Annotated in this window: 14 protein-coding genes; 13 read left to right on the top strand and 1 reads right to left on the bottom strand. The window is 61.9% G+C overall.

What is annotated here, in order from left to right; genetic code table 11:
• The first annotated feature begins 39 nt into the window (after positions 1-39).
• The 11 genes from AWB77_RS00695 to AWB77_RS00645 all read left to right on the top strand — a co-directional run bounded on the left by AWB77_RS00695 (position 40) and on the right by AWB77_RS00645 (position 11,211).
• Positions 40-603 carry an ATP synthase subunit I gene (locus AWB77_RS00695; protein WP_244158375.1) on the top strand — a complete coding sequence of 188 codons (564 nt, stop codon included), beginning with the start codon at positions 40-42 and terminating at the stop codon, positions 601-603.
• Positions 604-780: 177 nt separating this feature from the next.
• On the top strand, positions 781-1,632 hold the full coding sequence (gene atpB / locus AWB77_RS00690) for a F0F1 ATP synthase subunit A (RefSeq protein ID WP_061132489.1): 852 nt from the start codon (positions 781-783) through the stop codon (positions 1,630-1,632).
• An 89-nt stretch (positions 1,633-1,721) separates the two neighbouring features.
• Complete coding sequence (atpE, locus tag AWB77_RS00685) at positions 1,722-1,991, top strand: F0F1 ATP synthase subunit C (protein WP_007180033.1); 270 nt, start codon at positions 1,722-1,724, stop codon at positions 1,989-1,991.
• A 133-nt stretch (positions 1,992-2,124) separates the two neighbouring features.
• Positions 2,125-2,595 (top strand): F0F1 ATP synthase subunit B, encoded by a 471-nt coding sequence (locus tag AWB77_RS00680; RefSeq protein ID WP_008352476.1) that lies wholly within the window; start codon positions 2,125-2,127, stop codon positions 2,593-2,595.
• A gap of 2 nt (positions 2,596-2,597) precedes the next feature.
• Complete coding sequence (locus AWB77_RS00675; protein ID WP_061132488.1) at positions 2,598-3,140, top strand: F0F1 ATP synthase subunit delta; 543 nt, start codon at positions 2,598-2,600, stop codon at positions 3,138-3,140.
• Positions 3,141-3,210: 70 nt separating this feature from the next.
• On the top strand, positions 3,211-4,752 hold the full coding sequence (atpA, locus tag AWB77_RS00670) for a F0F1 ATP synthase subunit alpha (protein ID WP_061122080.1): 1,542 nt from the start codon (positions 3,211-3,213) through the stop codon (positions 4,750-4,752).
• 64 nt (positions 4,753-4,816) lie between these two features.
• Positions 4,817-5,701 (top strand): F0F1 ATP synthase subunit gamma, encoded by an 885-nt coding sequence (atpG, locus tag AWB77_RS00665; protein WP_061132487.1) that lies wholly within the window; start codon positions 4,817-4,819, stop codon positions 5,699-5,701.
• Between the two features lie 38 nt (positions 5,702-5,739).
• Positions 5,740-7,134: a F0F1 ATP synthase subunit beta gene (atpD, locus tag AWB77_RS00660; RefSeq protein WP_061132486.1), complete on the top strand. Its 1,395-nt coding sequence runs from the start codon at positions 5,740-5,742 to the stop codon at positions 7,132-7,134.
• 81 nt (positions 7,135-7,215) lie between these two features.
• Complete coding sequence (locus tag AWB77_RS00655) at positions 7,216-7,641, top strand: F0F1 ATP synthase subunit epsilon (protein WP_029672474.1); 426 nt, start codon at positions 7,216-7,218, stop codon at positions 7,639-7,641.
• Positions 7,642-7,914: 273 nt separating this feature from the next.
• Positions 7,915-9,645 carry an AMP-binding protein gene (locus tag AWB77_RS00650; protein WP_061132485.1) on the top strand — a complete coding sequence of 577 codons (1,731 nt, stop codon included), beginning with the start codon at positions 7,915-7,917 and terminating at the stop codon, positions 9,643-9,645.
• Between the two features lie 618 nt (positions 9,646-10,263).
• Positions 10,264-11,211, top strand: a complete 948-nt coding sequence (locus tag AWB77_RS00645; protein WP_061132484.1) for an alpha/beta hydrolase — start codon at positions 10,264-10,266, stop codon at positions 11,209-11,211.
• 16 nt (positions 11,212-11,227) lie between these two features.
• Here AWB77_RS00645 and AWB77_RS00640 read toward each other — a convergent pair whose 3' ends face one another.
• Positions 11,228-12,067, bottom strand: a complete 840-nt coding sequence (locus AWB77_RS00640; protein ID WP_061132483.1) for a transporter substrate-binding domain-containing protein — start codon at positions 12,065-12,067, stop codon at positions 11,228-11,230.
• A gap of 182 nt (positions 12,068-12,249) precedes the next feature.
• Between AWB77_RS00640 and hemE the strand changes: the two genes are divergently transcribed.
• Together hemE and AWB77_RS00625 are read left to right on the top strand one after the other, a co-directional pair.
• Positions 12,250-13,347 carry a uroporphyrinogen decarboxylase gene (hemE, locus tag AWB77_RS00635; protein WP_061132482.1) on the top strand — a complete coding sequence of 366 codons (1,098 nt, stop codon included), beginning with the start codon at positions 12,250-12,252 and terminating at the stop codon, positions 13,345-13,347.
• A gap of 461 nt (positions 13,348-13,808) precedes the next feature.
• Positions 13,809-16,058, top strand: coding sequence for a primosomal protein N' (locus AWB77_RS00625; protein WP_061132480.1), 2,250 nt, complete (start codon positions 13,809-13,811; stop codon positions 16,056-16,058).
• The last annotated feature ends 294 nt before the right edge of the window (positions 16,059-16,352 follow it).

The raw sequence follows: 16,352 nt of genomic DNA, 5'->3' as shown, positions 1-16,352 counted from the left end.
ATCAGCTAGGCCACCTCGAAAGCGCAGCGAAAGCGCAGGGTGATTTTCCCCGGACTTTTGGTTGAAGGTTGGAAGACGGTGCGAGAGAAAAATCGAGCGCCGAACGCTCACGCAACCGGCGATGCAAAGGCCTCCGGAAATCAGCCGCGCAGTTCGTCGAGCGAATCGTGGGATGCCGAGGCGCAAGATAACAATATCGTTCCGCTCACGCGGGACCAGGCACAGAAGCTGTTTGGGCCCGAGGTGAGTCGTCCATCGCGTGTCACGCCGTTCAAGGTGGTGGCAGCGCAAATGGTTTTGTCCCTGGGTGCGACGCTGTTGTGGTGGCTGTTCTACAAGCCGCCGGGCGATGCTGCGCTGTCCGCATTTCTGGGGGGAGCAATCTGCTGGGTGCCGAGCGCTCTGTTCGCCGCGCGCCTGAAGGCGAAGAGCGGCGCGGAGACGATCATGAGCTGGATGATCGGCGAGGCGCTGAAGATGGGAGCGACGATCGCCATGTTCGTGGCGGTCGCGTACTGGTACAAGAGCGCGTTGTGGCTGCCGCTGCTCGTCACGTACATCGTCGCTTTGAAGACTTACTGGGTTGCCATGGCTTTACGGTAACGATTCTTGACGTCCCAGGTAAGTGTCCGCGGTACGAGTTGCAAGTAGCATCACATATGAACAGGTGCGGGCCACGTTCCGCACTCGGGCCTCTCGACCCGGAGCCGCAACGCGAAGCGGCGGCTCGGAGACGACAGGCGGCGAAAGATTTTTGACAATTTGGGTGGCTTTAACGATATGGCAGCTAGCGAAGGAACGCACGCTCTGGATCCGTCCGAGTACATTGCGCACCACTTGCAGAATCTTTCCACGCACGCGCAGACGTCGATCTTCGACATTCACGTCTGGAATCTCGACACGCTGTTCTGGTCGATCGTATGCGGCGTCCTCACCATCGTCATTCTCGGCCTCGCGGCGCGTAAGGCGACGTCCGGTGTTCCCGGCCGTTTCCAGTGCGCTATCGAGATGCTGGTCGAGATGGTCGAAGACCAGTCGAAGTCGATGATCCACGGCAGCCGCCGCTTCATCGCTCCGCTCGCGCTGACCGTGTTCGTCTGGGTCGCCCTGATGAACTCGCTCGACTTCATCCCGGTGGATCTGCCGGGCCGAATCATCGGCTGGCTCGGTCTCGAAAACGTCCTGCCGCATCATCGCATCGTGCCGACGGCCGATCTGAACGGCACCATCGGCATCGCGCTCGGCGTGTTCGTGCTGATGATCTACTACAACTTCAAGATCAAGGGCGCCGGCGGCTTCGTGCACGAACTGCTGTCCGCTCCGTTCGGCGCGCATCCGCTGCTGTGGATTCCGAACCTCGCGCTGAACATCATCGAGTTCGTCGCCAAGACGGTTTCGCTCGGCATGCGGCTGTTCGGCAACATGTACGCAGGCGAACTGCTGTTCCTGCTGATAGCGCTTCTGGGCAGCATGTGGACGTTCGGTGCGGACGCTTCCGTGCTCGGCTTCATCGGCCATGTGGTCGCGGGCACGGTTTGGGCGATCTTCCACATTCTGATCGTGCTGTTGCAGGCGTTCATTTTCATGATGCTGACGCTGGTGTATATCGGCCAGGCGCATGACTCGCACTGACGCGTTGCGGCACGTTCCGGAATCGTTCAGGTTTTAGGTTTTCGTTTTTTATAAATCCAGTTCCAAAGTCTTTAATCAAAGGAGTGATCATGCAAGCTTTCATCGCCAACATCCAGGGTCTGACCGCCATCGGTATCGGCATCATCATCGGCCTGGGTGCAATCGGCGCCTGTATCGGTATCGGTCTGATGGGCGGCAAGTACATCGAAGCATGCGCCCGCCAGCCGGAACTGATGAACCCGCTGCAGACCAAGATGTTCCTGCTGGCTGGTCTGATCGACGCGGCGTTCCTGATCGGCGTTGGTGTGGCAATGCTGTTTGCGTTCGCGAACCCGCTGCTCTCGAAGCTCGCAGGCTGAGGTTCCTCGGAAGTGTGCGTCTGACTTTTTAAAGACGCTGAACGGAACGGGTGAGGCGCTGATCGAGCTCAACAAGCCGATGAGCGCCTTTTAACCGTTTCACCTCCGATCAAGCAACGTTTAAGGAAACACCGTGAATCTCAACGCAACCCTGTTTGCGCAAATGGTCGTGTTTCTGATCCTCGCGTGGTTCACGATGAAGTTCGTGTGGCCGCCGTTGATCAACGCCCTCGACGAGCGCTCGAAGAAGATTGCCGACGGCCTCGCCGCCGCCGACAAGGGCAAAGCGGAACTCGAAGCTGCGCACAAGCGCGTCGACCAGGAACTCGCGCAAGCGCGCAACGACGGCCAGCAACGCATCGCCGACGCTGAAAAGCGCGCCGCCGCGGTCGCAGAAGAAATCAAGGCAAACGCTCAGGCCGAAGCCGCGCGCATCGTCGCGCAAGCGAAAGCCGACGCCGACCAGCAAATCGTGAAGGCTCGCGAAGCGCTGCGTGGCGAAGTCGCGGCGCTGGCCGTGAAAGGCGCTGAGCAGATTCTCAAGCGCGAAGTCGATCAGAAGGCACACGCCGATCTGCTGAATCAACTCAAAACCGAGCTCTGATCATGGCCGAACTTGCAACCATCGCCCGTCCTTACGCAGAAGCGCTGTTCCGCGTGGCCGAAACCGGCGATCTCGCGGGCTGGTCCACCTTCGTCGAGGAGCTGGCACAGGTTGCGCGTCTGCCCGAAGTGGAATCGGTCGCTTCGAGCCCGAAGGTGAGCCGCCAGCAAATCGTCGATCTCCTGCTCGCCGCAGTGAAGTCGCCGCTGGCTCAAAGCCAGCCCCAGGCGAAGAACTTCGTCGGCATGCTGGTGGAGAACCATCGCCTGCCGCTGCTGCCGGAAATTGCCGTCCAGTTCGACGAACTGAAGAACGCCCGTGAAGGTGCTGCCGATGCTCACATCGTGAGCGCGTTCCCCCTCGAAGGCGAGCAGTTGAACGACCTCGTTGCAAGCCTCGAACGCAAGTTCCAGCGCAAGCTGAAACCGATCGTCGATATCGATCAGTCGCTGATCGGCGGCGTTCGCGTGACGGTTGGCGACGAAGTGCTCGATACCTCGGTCCGCGCGCGCCTCGCCAGCATGCAGACGGCTCTGACCGCTTAATTTGCGAATTAATGCGGTCAACCGAGTCTCATGACTGGCACGCAACAGAATTGACTATCAGGAGCGAATAATGCAACTCAATCCCTCTGAGATCAGCGAGCTGATCAAGAGCCGGATCCAGGGCCTTGAAGCGAGCGCGGACGTTCGCAACCAGGGCACCGTGATCTCCGTGACCGACGGTATCGTGCGCATCCACGGCCTGTCGGACGTGATGCAGGGCGAAATGCTCGAATTCCCGGGCAACACGTTCGGCCTCGCGCTGAACCTCGAACGTGACTCGGTCGGCGCCGTTATTCTCGGTGAGTACGAGCACATCTCGGAAGGCGACATCGTCAAGACGACGGGCCGCATTCTCGAAGTGCCGGTCGGTCCGGAACTCATCGGCCGCGTGGTCGATGCGCTCGGCAACCCGATCGACGGCAAAGGCCCGATCAACGCGAAGGCAACGGACGCCATCGAAAAGATCGCGCCGGGCGTGATCTGGCGTAAGTCGGTGTCGCAGCCGGTGCAAACGGGTCTGAAGTCGATCGACTCGATGGTGCCGATCGGCCGTGGCCAGCGCGAGCTGATCATCGGCGACCGTCAGTGCGGCAAGACCGCGGTGGCCGTCGACGCGATCATCAACCAGAAAGGCAAGGACCTCATCTGTATCTACGTCGCGATCGGCCAGAAGGCTTCGTCGATCATGAACGTGGTGCGCAAGCTCGAAGAAACCGGCGCGATGGCGTACACCATCGTCGTGGCGGCTTCTGCTTCGGAATCGGCAGCGATGCAATATCTCGCGCCGTACGCCGGCTGCACGATGGGCGAATACTTCCGCGATCGCGGCCAGGACGCGCTGATCGTCTATGACGACTTGACCAAGCAAGCGTGGGCGTATCGCCAGATCTCGCTGCTGCTGCGCCGCCCGCCGGGCCGTGAAGCTTATCCGGGTGACGTGTTCTATCTGCACTCGCGTCTGCTCGAGCGCGCGGCTCGCGTCTCGGAAGAGTACGTCGAAAAGTTCACCAACGGCGAAGTCAAGGGCAAGAGCGGCTCGCTGACGGCGCTGCCCGTCATCGAAACGCAAGCCGGCGACGTGACCGCGTTCGTTCCGACGAACGTGATTTCGATCACCGACGGCCAGATCTTCCTTGAAACCGACCTGTTCAACGCGGGTATCCGTCCGGCAATCAACGCCGGCGTGTCCGTGTCGCGCGTCGGTGGTGCGGCTCAGACGAAGGTCGTGAAGAAGCTGTCGGGCGGTATCCGTACCGACCTCGCGCAGTATCGCGAGCTGGCTGCGTTCGCGCAGTTCGCATCGGACCTCGACGAAGCCACCCGCAAGCAGCTCGAGCGCGGCCGCCGCGTGACGGAACTGCTCAAGCAGCCGCAGTATCAGCCGCTGCAAGTGTGGGAACTGTCGGTGGCGCTGTTCGCGGCCAACAACGGCTATCTGGACGATCTCGAAGTCTCGCAAGTGCTGCCGTTCGAAAAGGGCATGCGCGAATTCCTGAAGACGAGCCACGGCGATCTGATCAAGCGCATCGAAGACAACAAAGACTTGTCGAAGGACGACGAAGGCGCACTGCATGCCGCGCTGAAGGACTTCAAGAAGTCGGGCGCTTATTGATCGGGATATAGAGGCAACGCGCGGCGCCCGAAGGTGCCGCGCGGCTTCGGTCTAGGAGTAAGCAATGGCTGGAATGAAGGAAATTCGCGGCAAGATCAAGAGCGTGCAGAACACGCGCAAGATCACGAAAGCAATGGAAATGGTCGCCGCATCGAAGATGCGTCGCGCCCAGGAGCGCATGCGTTCCGCCCGTCCGTATGCAGACAAGGTCCGCGCAATCGCATCGCACATGAGCCGTGCGAACCCGGAGTATCGCCATCCGTTCATGGTCGAGAACAAGGGCGTGAAGACGGCCGGCCTGATCCTCGTCACGACCGACAAAGGTCTGTGCGGCGGCATGAACACGAACATCCTGCGTGCGTCGCTGAGCAAGATCAAGGAACTGGATCAGTCCGGTGTTCAGATCGAAGCTTCGGCGATCGGCGGCAAGGGACTCGGCTTCCTGAATCGCCTGAAGGCCAAGGTCGTTTCGCAAGTCACGCAGCTGGGCGACACGCCGCATCTGGAAAAGCTGATCGGCGCGATCAAGGTGCAGCTCGACCTGTATTCGGAAGGCAAGATCAACGCGGTGTACCTCGCGTACACGCGCTTCATCAACACGATGAAGCAGGAAGCGGTGATCGAGCAGTTGCTGCCGTTGTCGGTGGATGATCTTCACGCGAAGGACGAGGACGGCGTCACGCCGAAGACTTCGTGGGATTACATCTACGAGCCGGACGCGCAAACCGTGGTGGACGAGCTTCTCGTGCGCTACGTCGAAGCGCTCGTCTATCAGGCGGTCGCGGAAAACATGGCGTCGGAGCAATCGGCGCGCATGGTCGCGATGAAGGCCGCGTCGGACAACGCGAAGACCGTGATCAACGAACTGCAGCTCGTCTACAACAAGAGCCGCCAGGCCGCGATTACGAAAGAATTGTCGGAAATCGTCGGCGGCGCCGCAGCGGTCTGATGGCCGCGTGAAAGAACACAGTATCTAAAGGAAATGCGATGAGTACTACTGCTTTGGTAGAAGGCAAGATCGTACAGTGCATCGGCGCCGTTATCGACGTGGAATTTCCGCGTGCGCAAATGCCGAAGATTTACGACGCGCTCATTCTGGAAGGCACCGAACTGACGCTCGAAGTCCAGCAGCAGCTGGGCGACGGCGTGGTTCGCACCATCTGTCTGGGTGCATCCGACGGCCTGCGCCGCGGCACGATGGTCAAGAACACGGGCAAGCCCATCAGCGTGCCGGTCGGCAAGCCGACGCTCGGCCGCATCATGGACGTGCTCGGCCGTCCGATCGACGAAGCGGGTCCGATCTCCAGCGAAACGACGCGCTCGATCCACCAGCAGGCACCGGCGTTCGACGAACTGTCGCCGTCGACGGAACTGCTCGAAACCGGCATCAAGGTCATCGACCTGATCTGCCCGTTCGCGAAGGGCGGCAAGGTCGGTCTGTTCGGCGGTGCAGGCGTGGGCAAGACCGTGAACATGATGGAACTCATCAACAACATCGCGAAGGAGCACGGCGGTTACTCCGTGTTCGCGGGCGTTGGCGAGCGTACCCGTGAAGGGAACGACTTCTATCACGAAATGAAGGACTCGAACGTTCTCGACAAGGTCGCGCTGGTGTACGGCCAGATGAACGAGCCGCCGGGCAACCGTCTGCGCGTCGCGCTGACCGGTCTGACGATGGCCGAGCACTTCCGTGACGAAGGTCTGGACGTGCTGTTCTTCGTCGACAACATCTACCGTTTCACGCTGGCAGGTACGGAAGTGTCCGCACTGCTCGGCCGTATGCCTTCGGCAGTGGGCTATCAGCCGACGCTGGCTGAAGAAATGGGCAAGCTGCAAGAGCGTATTACGTCGACCAAGACCGGCTCGATCACGTCGGTTCAGGCCGTGTACGTCCCTGCGGATGACTTGACCGACCCGTCGCCGGCTACGACCTTCGGCCACTTGGACGCAACCGTCGTGTTGTCGCGTGACATCGCTTCGCTGGGTATCTATCCGGCCGTGGACCCGCTCGATTCGACCTCGCGTCAGATCGACCCGAACGTGATCGGCGAAGAGCACTACTCGATCACGCGCGGCGTGCAGCAAACGCTGCAGCGCTACAAGGAACTGCGCGACATCATCGCGATTCTGGGCATGGACGAACTGTCCCCGGAAGACAAGCTGTCGGTCGCGCGCGCGCGTAAGATCCAGCGCTTTCTTTCGCAGCCGTTCCACGTCGCTGAAGTGTTCACGGGTTCGCCGGGCAAGTACGTGCCGCTGAAGGAAACCATCCGGGGCTTCAAGATGATCGTAGAAGGTGAATGCGATCATCTGCCGGAGCAGGCGTTCTACATGGTCGGCACGATCGACGAAGCCTTCGAAAAGGCCAAGAAGATCCAGTAAGGGCTGAGTGTTTTTGCGGCGGACGTTGGTGCCTTGCGCTGACGTCCACGAATGACACAAAGACCCCAGGAGTCGACACATATGGCAACCATCAAGGTAGACGTCGTCAGCGCGGAAGAGCAGATCTTCTCGGGCCAGGCGAAGTTCGTCGCGCTGCCGGGCGAAGCGGGTGAACTCGGCATTCTGCCGGGCCACACGCCGCTCATCACGCGTATTCGTCCGGGCGCGGTGCGCATCGAGGCGGAAGACGGCTCGGAAGAGTTCGTGTTCGTGGCTGGCGGGATTCTCGAAATCCAGCCGGGCATCGTGACCGTGCTCGCCGATACCGCCATCCGCGGCGCCGATCTCGACGAAGCAAAGGCGGAGCAGGCGAAAAAGCGCGCCGAGGAAGCGATTCAGAACAACACCTCGGAGCTCGAGTACGCGACCGCGCAAGCGGAACTCGCCTATGCGACGGCTCAACTCGCGGCGATCCAGCGTCTGCGCAAGGCGCACGCGAAGCACTGAGCGGATAACGCGCTAAGCGTTCAGCAGTTTGAGAAAGCAGCCTTCGGGCTGCTTTTTTCATGCTCCAAATCGGCAAATCGCGCGTGCAAATCTGCATATCGGATATGTGGCTTGCAGGTCGTTCTTCATCAAGCGATTGAATCGGAACGGGTTTTCTTGCAGGCTTCGAATGGCATTGCGGGGAAACACCCAATGCCGCATGTGTCTTCGCGTTGCACAATGGCCTGCATTTAGCCTTCATCGGGCGGCGATTCATATTGGCGGAGACCATCGATGGCAACTGAACCGACGCAGTCCGGCGCGCAGATCGAACCACGCGACGGAATCTCTCACGTACGCGGCAGCGCCGATATCCCATTGAGCGACGCGACGGTTTCGCGTTTTCTTCTTGACACCGTGAGCCGTTTTCCCGATCGCCCGGCGGTCGTGTTCCGCGAACAAAATATCCGCTGGACCTGGCGCGAGTTCGCGAATCAGGTCGATATCCTCGCGAGCGGGTTGCTTGCGCTCGGCATTCAGGCGGGCGATCGCGTCGGCATCTGGTCGCCGAATCGCGTCGAATGGCTGCTCACGCAATTCGCAACCGCGCGCATGGGCGCCGTGCTGGTGAACATCAATCCGGCGTACCGGCTGGCCGAACTCGAATACGCGCTGAACAAGGTCGGCTGCAAGGCGATCGTCGCTGCCGAGCAATTCAAATCGTCGAAATATCTGGAGATGCTGCAGGCGCTCGCGCCCGAACTCGCCAACGCCGCGCCGAATGCGCTCCACGCCGCGAAGCTGCCGGAATTGCGCGCGGTGATCCGCATGGGCGATGCAAAGACGCCCGGCATGCTCGATTTCGATGAAGTGATGCGTCTCGGCGCCGAAGCGCTCGACGTGACCAAGCTCGATGCGCTCGAAGCCAAACTCGGCCCAGACGACGCGATCAACGTCCAGTTTACGAGCGGCACGACCGGCAATCCGAAGGGCGCGACGCTCACGCATCGGAACATCGTCAACAACGCGCGCTATATCGCGATAGCGATGCGCCTCACCGAGCAGGACTCGCTGTGCATTCCGGTGCCGCTGTATCACTGCTTCGGCATGGTGCTGGCCGTGCTCGCGTGCGTGTCGACCGGCTGCGCAATGGTGTTTCCGGGCGAAGCGTTCGATCCCGGCGCGACGCTCGCCGCCGTCCACGATGAAAAATGCACTGCGCTGCACGGCGTGCCGACGATGTTCATCGCCGAACTCGATCATCCCGACTTCGGGAAGTACGATCTGAGCCGCCTGCGCACGGGCATCATGGCGGGCTCGCCGTGCCCGATCGAGACGATGAAGCGCGTCGTGTCGAAGATGCATCTCGGCGAGATTACGATCGCATACGGGATGACGGAGACGAGCCCGGTGTCCTTCCAAAGCTCGACGACCGATCCGCTCGACAAGCGCACCACGACCGTCGGGCGTATCCAGCCGCATCTGGAGGTGAAGATCGTCGATCCGCTGGGGAACGTCGTGCCAGTCGGCGAAACCGGCGAGCTTTGCACGCGTGGCTATTCGGTGATGAAAGGCTACTGGGCCGACGAAGCCAAGACGCGCGAGGCGATCGTCGATGGCTGGATGCACACGGGCGATCTTGCGACGATCGATGCCGAAGGCTATTGCAACATCGTCGGCAGGTTGAAGGACATGCTGATTCGCGGCGGAGAAAACATTTATCCGCGCGAGATCGAGGAATTCCTGTTCCGGCATCCAAAGGTGCAGTCGGTGCAGGTATTCGGCGTGCCCGATGAAAAGTACGGAGAGGAAGTGTGCGCGTGGATCGTCGTGCGTCCAGGGGAACAGGCAAGCGAGGACGAGATCCGCGAGTTTTGTCACGGGCAGATTGCGCACTACAAGATTCCGCGCTACATCCGCTTCGTCGACGAGTTGCCGATGACCGTTACCGGCAAGGCGCAGAAGTTCGTTATGCGCGCACGGATGATTGACGAACTGAAGCTCGCTGAAGCGAAAACCGCGTAACTTCCGACTAGGATCGCCGCAATAAACGACAAAGGGAGCGCTGCGGCGCTCCCTTCTGTCTTGAGACGAAACGTTCGAGGTTGATTGCTCAAAACCGCAAACGTTTGTCCGGGCGAAAAAAAAGCGGGCCTGGAGCCCGCTAAAAACCACACGCTACGGGGTTAGCGCGAGGAGACCAAACGTGGGATGTTCCGAATAGCTTACATTCGAATAACGACCCCAACACCGATGCCCCAAATAAGGGAACTTCGTCCACAGCCTGCCATTGAACCACGCAGCTTTCGCACAACGCAGCCCAATACATCCGTGTTGAAACCGTTTGAACAGATTGTGGGCGAATTGATTCCGAGTCGCCGTAACAAAGTGTTTCAGGTTGTAACCCGCGCCATATAAGCTTTCGAGGAAATATTCTCGCGCGGTTCGCCCGATTTTCCTCGATATATTGTCTGTTATTCGGATGAATTATCCGATCGACGTTAGATGGATGCGAAATACCGTTTTTCGGGCTAATGCGATTATTCTATTTCTCCATGAAAATAGAACGCCTGGACGCATGAAATCGATGCGCAACTCCCCTGAAATCCCCGCACCGGACACCAAAACGCTATGGAGACACGTATGACCGTCGATGCAGCCTTGCTTCGCTACTACCGCGCCGTCGAGGACATGTTTCCGCCGCTCGGTCTCACCGCCGACGCGCAAGCGGTGCGAGCGCGCTTCAGTGAAGTCGCCAAAGCTTACGCCGCGGACCGCGACGATGCCGTGACGACGGAGAACATCGAACTGCCGCTCGACGGCCGCACGATCGCCGCGCGCATCTACAAGCCGAAAGCGGCGCGCGGCCCGCTGCCGCTTCTCGTGTACTTCCACGGCGGCGGTTGGGTCGTCGGCGATCTCGATACGCATGATGGCCTCGTCGCGCGGCTCGCACGCGATTCGCAGTGCGCAGTGGCGAGTGTCGATTATCGGCTGGCGCCGGAGCATCCATTTCCCGCACCGTGCGACGACGCGCTCGACGCGCTCGTCTGGTTCGCCGAGCATCGCTCGCGGCTTGGCTTCGCGACCGATCGGCTCGCAGTTGGCGGCGATAGCGCGGGCGCGCATCTGTCGGTCGTCGCGGCGCGTGGCGCGAACGAACGCGTCGCGGGACTCGTCGGGCTGCAGTTGCTGCTTTATCCGGTCATGCGCCGCCAGTTCGAGAGTCCGAGCTGTATCGCGAATGCGAACGGCCCCGGCCTCACCAACGAAGAAATGAAGTGGTACTGGACGCAGTTCCTGTCGGGCGAGACGCCGCACGAGCACGACGTGCGGGCCTTTCCGCTGTCCGAGCCCTTTGAGCGCACGCCTGCGCCCGCGATCGTCGTCGCGGCGGCGTTCGATCCGCTCTACGACGACGCCGTCGAGCTTAGGCGCTTTCTCGAAGCAAACGGCGGGCGCGTCGAGATGATCGACGCGCGCGACATGACGCACGGCTTCGGCCGCATGCATTCGCAATCGGAAGCGGCGCTTGGCTGGCTGCGCAGGATTGGCGAGCGCACGGGCGAACTCATGCGCGCCGATCGCTGAGCGCTTACGTTGAGCGTCACTTCAGCCACTTGTCGTACACGGCCTGAAACTCGCCCGACGACCGGGCGAGGTGCAGCCACTGATCGACATATTGCTGAAACGGCACGTCGCCGCGCGGAAGCAAGTACGCCTTTTCGCCGAACTGGAACGGCTTGTCCGGATGCACCGAGCAAAGACCGGGATTGAGTTTCTGCTGAAGCAGTGTTTCGGAGGCGTCGGTGACCATCACGTCGGCTTTGCCGTCGAGGATTTGCTTGAATATCGTCACGTTGTCCGGGTACTCGATCAACTGCGAGTGCGCAAAGAACTGCTTCGCGAAGCGCTCGTTGGTGCCGCCCGGATTAACGATGGTCCGCACGTTCGGCTGATCGATCTGTGCGACCGTCTGATACTTGTCCACATCGTCGCAACGCACGATGGGCGTCTTCCCGTCTTCCATGTACGGCGCGGTGAAGAATGCGCGCTTTTGCCGCTCGAGCGTGGTCGAGACGCCGCCCACGGCGATATCGCATTTGGCGATGAAATCGTTCATCAGACTGGACCACGACGTCTTCACGTACTCGGCCTTCGCGCCCAGCGACCTGGCGAGACTTTCCGCGAGATCGATGTCGATGCCCTCGAACTGTCCGTCCGCGCGCAGGAAGGAGTAAGGCTTGTAGTCGCCTGTCGTGCAGATGCGCAGCGTGTGACGCGCGAGCACGTCGTCGAGGCGCGAGGGCGCTGGAACGGCCGCGGGCGCGGCGGGCTTCGCGCCCGCGACGGTGCCGGCCTGAACCGTCTGGGCCTGCGCGACGTTCATGAGCGCGACGGACATTGCAAGGGCGGAGGCGGCGATTCTGACAAACGTGCGTTGCATCGATTCTCCTGGTTCTAGTTGTGTAAGCACATCGATCATAACGACGCCGCCGGCTGTCCGAAACCCGGCCAAACGACATAGGCCGTGCGCCATCACTCGTCCGGAATTGCCGGCCTCACTCGGCGTAAACGTCCGGGCGCTCCGGTAGAATGGACGATTCTCTGCCTTCAGCATCGAGCGACGTGGCACACACTCTTCTGAACGACACCTTCCTGCGCGCGCTGCTGCGCCAGCCGACCGACTACACGCCGATCTGGCTGATGCGCCAGGCAGGGCGTTACTTGCCGGAGTACAACGCGACGCGTGCCCGCGCGGGCAGCTTTCTCGGCCTCGCGAAGAATCCGGACTACGCGACCGAAGTCACGCTTCAGCCGCTCGAACGCTTTCCGCTCGACGCGGCCATTCTGTTCTCCGATATCCTCACCGTCCCCGACGCGATGGGCCTCGGTCTGAACTTCGTGCAGGGCGAAGGTCCGCGTTTCGAGCGCACCGTGCGTACCGAAGACGATGTGAAGCGCCTTGCCGTGCCCGACATCGGCGCGACGCTGTCTTACGTCACCGACGCCGTCAGCCAGATCCGCCGCGCGCTGACCGACGCGCAAGGCCGCCAGAAGGTGCCGCTGATCGGCTTCTCGGGCAGTCCGTGGACGCTCGCGTGCTACATGGTCGAAGGCGGCGGCTCCGACGACCATCGCACGGTCAAATCGATGGCGTATGCGCGCCCGGACCTGATGCATCGCATTCTCGACGTCAACGCGCAAGCCGTCACCGCCTATCTGAACGCGCAGATCGAAGCGGGCGCGCAGGCCGTGATGATCTTCGATACCTGGGGCGGCGCACTCGCCGATGGCGCATATCAGCGCTTTTCGCTCGAATACATCGCGAAGGTGGTCGCGGGGCTGAAGCGCGAACATGAAGGCGCGCGCGTGCCGGTCATCACCTTCACGAAGGGCGGCGGCCTGTGGATCGAAGAAATCGCGGCAACGGGCGTCGATGCCGTCGGTCTCGACTGGACGATGAATCTGGGACGCGCGCGCGAGAAAGTCGGATCGCGTGTGGCGCTGCAAGGGAACATCGATCCGAACGTGCTGTTCGCGCCGCCCGCGGCGATTCGCACCGAAGCGCGCGCGGTGCTCGAGAGCTTCGGAAATTTTCCGGGCCACGTGTTCAATCTGGGCCACGGCATCTCGCAATTCACGCCGCCAGAGAGCGTCGCCGAGTTGGTCGATGAAGTTCATCGCCATAGCCGGGCGATGCGCGCTGGCCGAGCCACGCAATAACATGCGTCCGAAATCCGACATTGCGGACACATGCTGCACCGCAATGTCGGTGCTTCGGAGCAACTGATCAGGGGCTGGAGCATTTCGTCCGGATCGCCCGGCTCACGCGGCATTCCCCGATGTCAAGACTGAACTTATGCACATTTTATTCGCTGCGGCGCGCCATCAGACGTATGGCCGGCGGCAACCAATAAAGTGTCGCTATTTACGCTTCAAGCTAATGATTTTTAAGAGTTTTTAAGGGCTTCGCCCGAAATGTGGGTCAGCGCACATAAGCGATTCGTGACATTGTTTGCGGCGGACACGAACGCACTTCTCAACAAAGTTATCCACAGGCCTGTGGAAAGCATCGGAAATCTAAAAATAATCGGCGGTTTACGGGCGATTCTGATGTTTCACTTTAACTTCGCCCCGCGCGGGCACGTTTTCACGTCTGAGCGTTCTATGCGGGGCTGCGCGCGGTGACCGACGTTTTCGTGCGCGTCGCCGTCGATCAGCCCATGCCCGTGCTGTTCGACTATCGCTACGGACTGCCGGATGTGCCCGTCGTCGGGATGCTGGTGCAGGTGCCGTTCGGGCGGCGCGAAGTCGTCGGGCTGATTTGCGAAATCGCCGATACAAGCGACGTGCCCGCGAGCAAACTGCGCGGCGTCACCGCCGTCTGCGGCGCATGCCCGCCGCTCTCCGAAACATGGATCGCGCTGGCCGGATTCGCCGCCGATTACTACCAGCGCGGCCTTGGCGAGGTCGCGCTGCCCGCGATGCCCCAGGCATTGCGCGATGCCGCGCGCTGGGAGCGTCTTTTCGCCGTTGAGCCGCGCTACAGAATGCTTGCGGAAGGACGCGCGCAGCTTCCCGAAGCGTTGCCCGCGCGCGCGATCGCCCTGCGCCGTCTCGCCGATGCGCTCGCGCAAGAGCCGTCGCTGGCGCTATCGGATGCGCGCGCGTTGCATCCGAAGGCGAGTGCGACGTTCGACGACTGGCTCGCGCGCGGCTGGATCGAAGAAACGGTGACGGCGGACGTCGCCGGGCTGGAATCGCTTATGCCCGCATTGCCGACCGGAACAGCGCCGCTGCCGGTTCTCACGGACGAACAGCGCGATGCGGTCGATGCCATTTCCGGCGCACAAGGCTTCGCTCCGTTCCTGCTTCACGGCGTGACGGGCAGCGGCAAGACCGAGGTCTATCTTCACGCGCTTGCCGCGTTGCTCGCCGCGCGCCCGGACGCGCAAGCGCTCGTTCTCGTTCCCGAGATCAACCTGACGCCGCAGTTCGAGGCGGCATTCCGCGCGCGGTTCGCGGCGCTCGCCGACGGCGCCATCGTCACGATGCACAGCGGCCTGGCGGAAGGCGAGCGCGCGCGCAACTGGCTCGCGGCGCACACGGGCGGCGCGCGCATCGTGCTCGGGACGCGTCTCGCGATTCTCGCGTCGATGCCGAAGCTCGCGATCATCGTCGTCGATGAAGAGCACGATCCCGCGTACAAGCAACAGGAAGGGCTGCGCTACTCGGCGCGCGATCTGGCGATCTATCGCGCGAAGCAACTGGATGTTCCCGTCGTGCTCGGCTCCGCGACGCCATCGCTCGAAACCTGGTGGCAGGCGGAGCAAGGCCGCTACACGCGGCTCACGCTCGCCCGCCGCGCCGTCGCCGAAGCGGCGTTGCCGAGCGTGAGGCTCATCGATCTCGAAGAGGAACGGCGGCGTGGGCGCGCTTCGGTGGAAGGTCTCGCGGGGCCGTTGATCGCGGCGCTGAAGTCGCGCGTCGAGCGCGGCGAGCAAAGTCTCGTCTTCCTGAACCGGCGCGGCTATGCGCCGATTCTCTCGTGCGACGCCTGCGGCTGGGTCGCCGGCTGTCCGCGCTGCAGCGCCTATGCCGTGCTGCATAAGCCGGAGCGCGCGCTGCGCTGCCATCACTGCGGCTGGGAATCGCGGATTCCGAAGTCGTGTCCGGAGTGCGGCAACATCGATATCGCGCCGATGGGCCGCGGCACTCAGCGCGTCGAGGAAACGCTCGCGAGCGTGGTGCCGGGCGCGCGCGTGCTGCGCATCGATGCCGACAGCACGCGTCGCAAGGGCAGCGCGCAGGCGCTTTTCTCCGATGTCCACGCGGGCGAGGTCGATATTCTCGTCGGCACCCAAATGATCGCGAAGGGCCACGACTTCCGCCGCGTGACGCTCGTCGGCGTGCTCAATGCCGATACCGCGCTCTTTTCCCACGATTTCCGCGCGAGCGAGCGCCTGTTCGCGCAACTGACGCAGGTCAGCGGGCGCGCGGGACGTGCCGGACTGCCGGGCGAAGTGATGATTCAGACGCGGTATCCGCGTCACGCGTTGTATCAGGCGTTATCGCGGCAGGACTACGTGGGTTTCGCCAACTCGACGCTCGCCGAACGGCGCGACGCGCGACTGCCGCCGTTCGTCTATCAGGCGATGCTGCGCGCCGAAGGCCGCACGCTCGATGCCGCGCTCGCGTTTCTGAAGCAAGCCGCCGCTGCGTTCGCGCCGCTGCCCGGCGCCGACCGCGTGACGGTCTACGACGCGGTGCCGCTCACCATCGTCAAAGTCTTCAATGTGCATCGGGCGCAACTGCTGCTCGAAAGCGCGTCGCGGGCGGCGCTGCAGGCGTCGCTGCGCGCGTGGCAACCGGAGTTGCGCGCGCTCAAGGGCGTGTTGCGCTGGAACGTAGAAGTCGATCCGCTCGACGTCTGATTCAGACTTCGGCGCGGGAAACGTCGGCGGCTGCGCGGCCGCCCTGGTCCGAAGCGTCATCGGCGCGGTGAACATGCGGCGACGCGCCCCGCACGAACAACACGACGCACACCGCGAACATTGCCCAAACGCCAGTTATCACCATCCAAGTGCTCATGCTCGTTACTCTCCCCGAGATCGCGGCGCAGGGCGGCCGCGAATGCCGCGCCGTATGCGGCGCATGCGTTTATATCGGCCGCGCCTCAGCAATTACTTAGGGGCAGTCCCAAAAATTCCGGATTAGGGAAACTACTA

The sequence above is a fragment of the Caballeronia fortuita genome, assembly GCF_001544835.2.
In the GTDB taxonomy this organism is placed as follows: Bacteria; Pseudomonadota; Gammaproteobacteria; order Burkholderiales; family Burkholderiaceae; genus Caballeronia; species Caballeronia fortuita.
The sequence above is the reverse complement of the archived record's forward strand: the minus strand, read 5'-3'. Positions and strand labels throughout refer to the sequence as shown.